The sequence below is a fragment of the Brevundimonas sp. UBA5936 genome (assembly GCA_002430835.1).
Lineage (GTDB): Bacteria > Pseudomonadota > Alphaproteobacteria > Caulobacterales > Caulobacteraceae > Brevundimonas.
Window position 1 is genome coordinate 1 of the sequence record DJDA01000136.1, and the last position, 3,275, is coordinate 3,275.

The 3,275-nt window shown below is 65.4% G+C and carries 3 protein-coding genes and 1 pseudogene; 2 read left to right on the top strand and 2 right to left on the bottom strand.

The window, feature by feature from the left end:
* Together B2Y21_RS14315 and ctrA are read right to left on the bottom strand one after the other, a co-directional pair.
* Positions 1-1,177 (bottom strand): PEP/pyruvate-binding domain-containing protein (locus B2Y21_RS14315; RefSeq protein WP_292060494.1); only part of this gene is annotated, 1,177 nt, incomplete at its 3' end.
* Positions 1,178-1,622: 445 nt separating this feature from the next.
* Positions 1,623-2,324: a response regulator transcription factor CtrA gene (ctrA, locus tag B2Y21_RS14320; RefSeq protein ID WP_125899925.1), complete on the bottom strand. Its 702-nt coding sequence runs from the start codon at positions 2,322-2,324 to the stop codon at positions 1,623-1,625.
* Between the two features lie 373 nt (positions 2,325-2,697).
* Here ctrA and B2Y21_RS14325 point away from each other — a divergent pair, with 373 nt between their 5' ends.
* Both B2Y21_RS14325 and B2Y21_RS14330 read left to right on the top strand, forming a co-directional pair.
* Entirely contained in the window at positions 2,698-3,069 is a 372-nt protein-coding gene (locus B2Y21_RS14325; RefSeq protein WP_128116018.1) for a chromosomal replication initiator DnaA, read from the top strand.
* Positions 3,066-3,275, top strand: a pseudogene (locus tag B2Y21_RS14330) (hypothetical protein); the annotation flags it as partial. The gene B2Y21_RS14325 and the pseudogene B2Y21_RS14330, both read left to right, overlap by 4 nt.

Sequence of the window (3,275 nt, forward strand, 5' to 3'; positions counted from 1 at the left end):
GCAGCAGCTGGTCCAGCGCGCCCGGCTCGACGCGGCTGACGGCCTCATCCTGAGAGATGACGCCTTCGGAGGCCAGATCGACGGCGATCTTCAGCGCCGACTTGGCCGTGCGCTTGCCGTTGCGGGTCTGCAGCATCCACAGGCGGCCCTGCTCGACCGTGAACTCGATGTCCTGCATGTCGCGGTAGTGGCTTTCCAGCCGCCCCACGACGTCGACGAACTGGGCGAAGACCTGCGGCATCGCCTCTTCCATCGAGGGAGCCGTTTCGCCCATTTCCTCGCGGCCCGCCTTGGTCAGGGACTGCGGCGTGCGGATGCCCGCGACCACGTCCTCGCCCTGGGCGTTGATCAGGAACTCGCCATAGAGGCGGTTCTCGCCGGTCGAGGGGTTGCGGGTGAAGGCGACGCCGGTGGCCGAGGTCTCGCCCATATTGCCGAACACCATCGACTGGACGTTGACGGCCGTGCCCCAGCTTTCGGGGATGTCGTGCATGCGGCGATAGAATTTCGCCCGGTCGTTCATCCAGCTTTCGAACACGGCGCCGACGGCGCCCCACAGCTGGGCCTGGGGATCCTGCGGGAAGGGCTTGCCCAGTTCCCGCTCGACCAGGGCCTTGTAGTCCGCGACCACCTTCTCCCAGTTCTCGGCGGTCAGTTCGGTGTCGACCGAGACGCCCAGACGATCCTTGTGATCGTCCAGCACCTCTTCGAAATAGTCGTGGCCCAGACCCAGAACCACGTTGGAATACATGGTGATGAAGCGACGATAGGAATCGAAGGCGAAGCGGCGGTCGCCCGACAACTTGGCCAGGCCCTCGACCGTCTCATCGTTCAGGCCCAGGTTCAGGACGGTGTCCATCATGCCCGGCATGGAGGCGCGAGCGCCCGAGCGCACCGACACCAGCAGGGGGTTTGCCGCGTCGCCGAAGGTCTTGCCCACCACGCTCTCGACGTGGGCCAGCGCCGCCTTGACCTGATCGATCAGGTCGGTCGGATAGGTTTCCTGGTTGGCGTAATACCAGGTGCAGACCTCGGTGGTGATGGTGAAGCCGGGGGGCACCGGCAGGCCGAGGGACGACATCTCGGCCAGGTTCGCGCCCTTGCCGCCGAGAAGGTTCTTCATCGACGCGTCGCCGTCAGCGGACCCGCCGCCGAAGCCATACACCCACTTGGTCATTTCGTAGTTCCTGAACCGTGGTCTCGCGAGACTGAGTCCCGCCTTATGCGGGGTTTCACTAGCGCGCTGCACCTGCGAAGGCGAGGCCGCAGGCGTAACAATCCGTGAGAGGATGTGTCTCGCGCCGTCCCCTTCTCGTCCAGCCTCCGCTCAAACCTCGGAGCGGCCAAAGAAAAACGCCGGGCTCACCTTTTCACTCCGTCCCTATATCCCCGCTCATCCCGGCGGACGCCGGGATCCAGCACTTTGGCTTCAGGCGCCGAGCTTAACCGTCAGGCCCCCGTTTGGCCTACTCACTGGGCCCCGGCGTCCGCCGGGATGAGCGGAAATGAAGGGTCTGCGCCCACGCGCAATGTGAATGCAGCCAAACAAAAACGCCCGCCGGTGTCCCGACGGGCGCTTGCATTCTCGTTCGACCCTGAGTGGAGGCTCAGGCCGGACCCGCTCAGGCGGCGACGGTGATCGCGCCCTCGGCCGGGTCACGCAGGACGTAGCCGCGGCCCCAGACGGTCTCGATGTAGTGCTTGCCGCCGGCGGCCGTCGCCAGCTTCTTGCGCAGCTTGCAGATGAAGACGTCGATGATCTTCAGTTCCGGCTCGTCCATGCCACCGTACAGGTGGTTCAGGAACATCTCCTTGGTCAGGGTCGTGCCCTTGCGCAGGGAGAGCAGCTCCAGCATCTGATATTCCTTGCCGGTCAGGTGCACGCGGTGGCTGTTCACCTCGACGGTCTTGGCGTCCAGGTTCACCGCGATCTCGCCGGTGTGGATGATGGCCTGGGCGTGGCCCTTGGAGCGACGGACCACGGCGTGGGTGCGCGCGATCAGCTCGTCCTTGTGGAAGGGCTTGGTCAGATAGTCGTCGGCGCCGCCGCCGAAGGTCTTGACCTTGGTGTCGATCTCATGGCTGCCCGAGAGGATCATCACCGGCGTATTGATCTTGCCGTTGCGCAGCTGACGCAGAACCTCAAGGCCGCTCATGTCCGGCAGGTTCAGGTCGAGCAGAATGAGGTCGTAGTCATAGATCTTGCCCAGATCGATGCCTTCCTCACCCAGGTCCGTCGTATAGACGTTAAAGCCTTCCGACTTGAGCATCAGCTCAATGCTTTGGGCTGTCGCGTGGTCGTCTTCGATCAGCAGGACGCGCATTCTTGCCCCTCCAGGCAAAGCTTGGGATAGCCGCGCGGGAGCGACGGCCGGGTAACCTTGTTCCAACGTTAACGGGCCAAAACCTTAAGAAGGGTTAACGCATCCCGATATGAAACGCCTAAGGTGATTTGCGAATCGCCGTCCAGAGTCCTGAGTCAAGGATTCGTTAATTTATTTGGCGTCGCCCCCTCATTCCCCTGTTGACGTCTGGCGCGTCTTCCACAGGGGCCGCGCACAACCGCCCCCGCCGATGCCGGACCCCGCCTGGGGAAGCGACCGTTTCTGACGTTCGATAGGACAACATTCCTATCTCGGTCGCCGAACGCACTCATAATGGCGGCATCCACAGGAATGACGGGAGGAAGCGCAGATCATGGAACCCTATCGCGTGCCGGTGACGGAGGGCGACCGCATCCGGGCGGACGCGGCCCTGTCGCTGTCGGGCCTGGCCCTGGGCGTGCCGACCGCCGAGATGACGCGGCGCGAGCGGGTGCGGCCCAGGGCCTGTCGCGCGCGCTGGTCGGCCATGTATCTGGCGCACGTCTCCTTCGGCTGGCCGCTGGAAAGGGTGGCCCACGCCTTCGGCCTGAACCGGGCGACGGCGGGCGCCGCCTGCCGCTGGGCCGAGGATGAGCGCGACCGGCCTGACTACGACGCCCTGATGGACGGGCTGGAGGGGGCGCTGCGCGCGGTGATGGAACTGCCGTTGGTCGATCTGGCGCCCGAGATCGGAGCCCGCCGATGAGCCGCCAACTGGAACGCGCCCGCAGCCTGCTGCAACGCCCCGGCGCCTGGCTGGACCATGCGAACGGCGCCTATCCCTTGCGCCTCGGCGGCGACCGGCGCAGTCGGGTGGTGTTGACCCTGGACGAGGCCGTCTTCCGCGCCGTGATCGAACGGCCGGGCCTGCGCCTGCGCGAAGGCGGCGGCTGGCTGCCTCGCGCGGCCAAC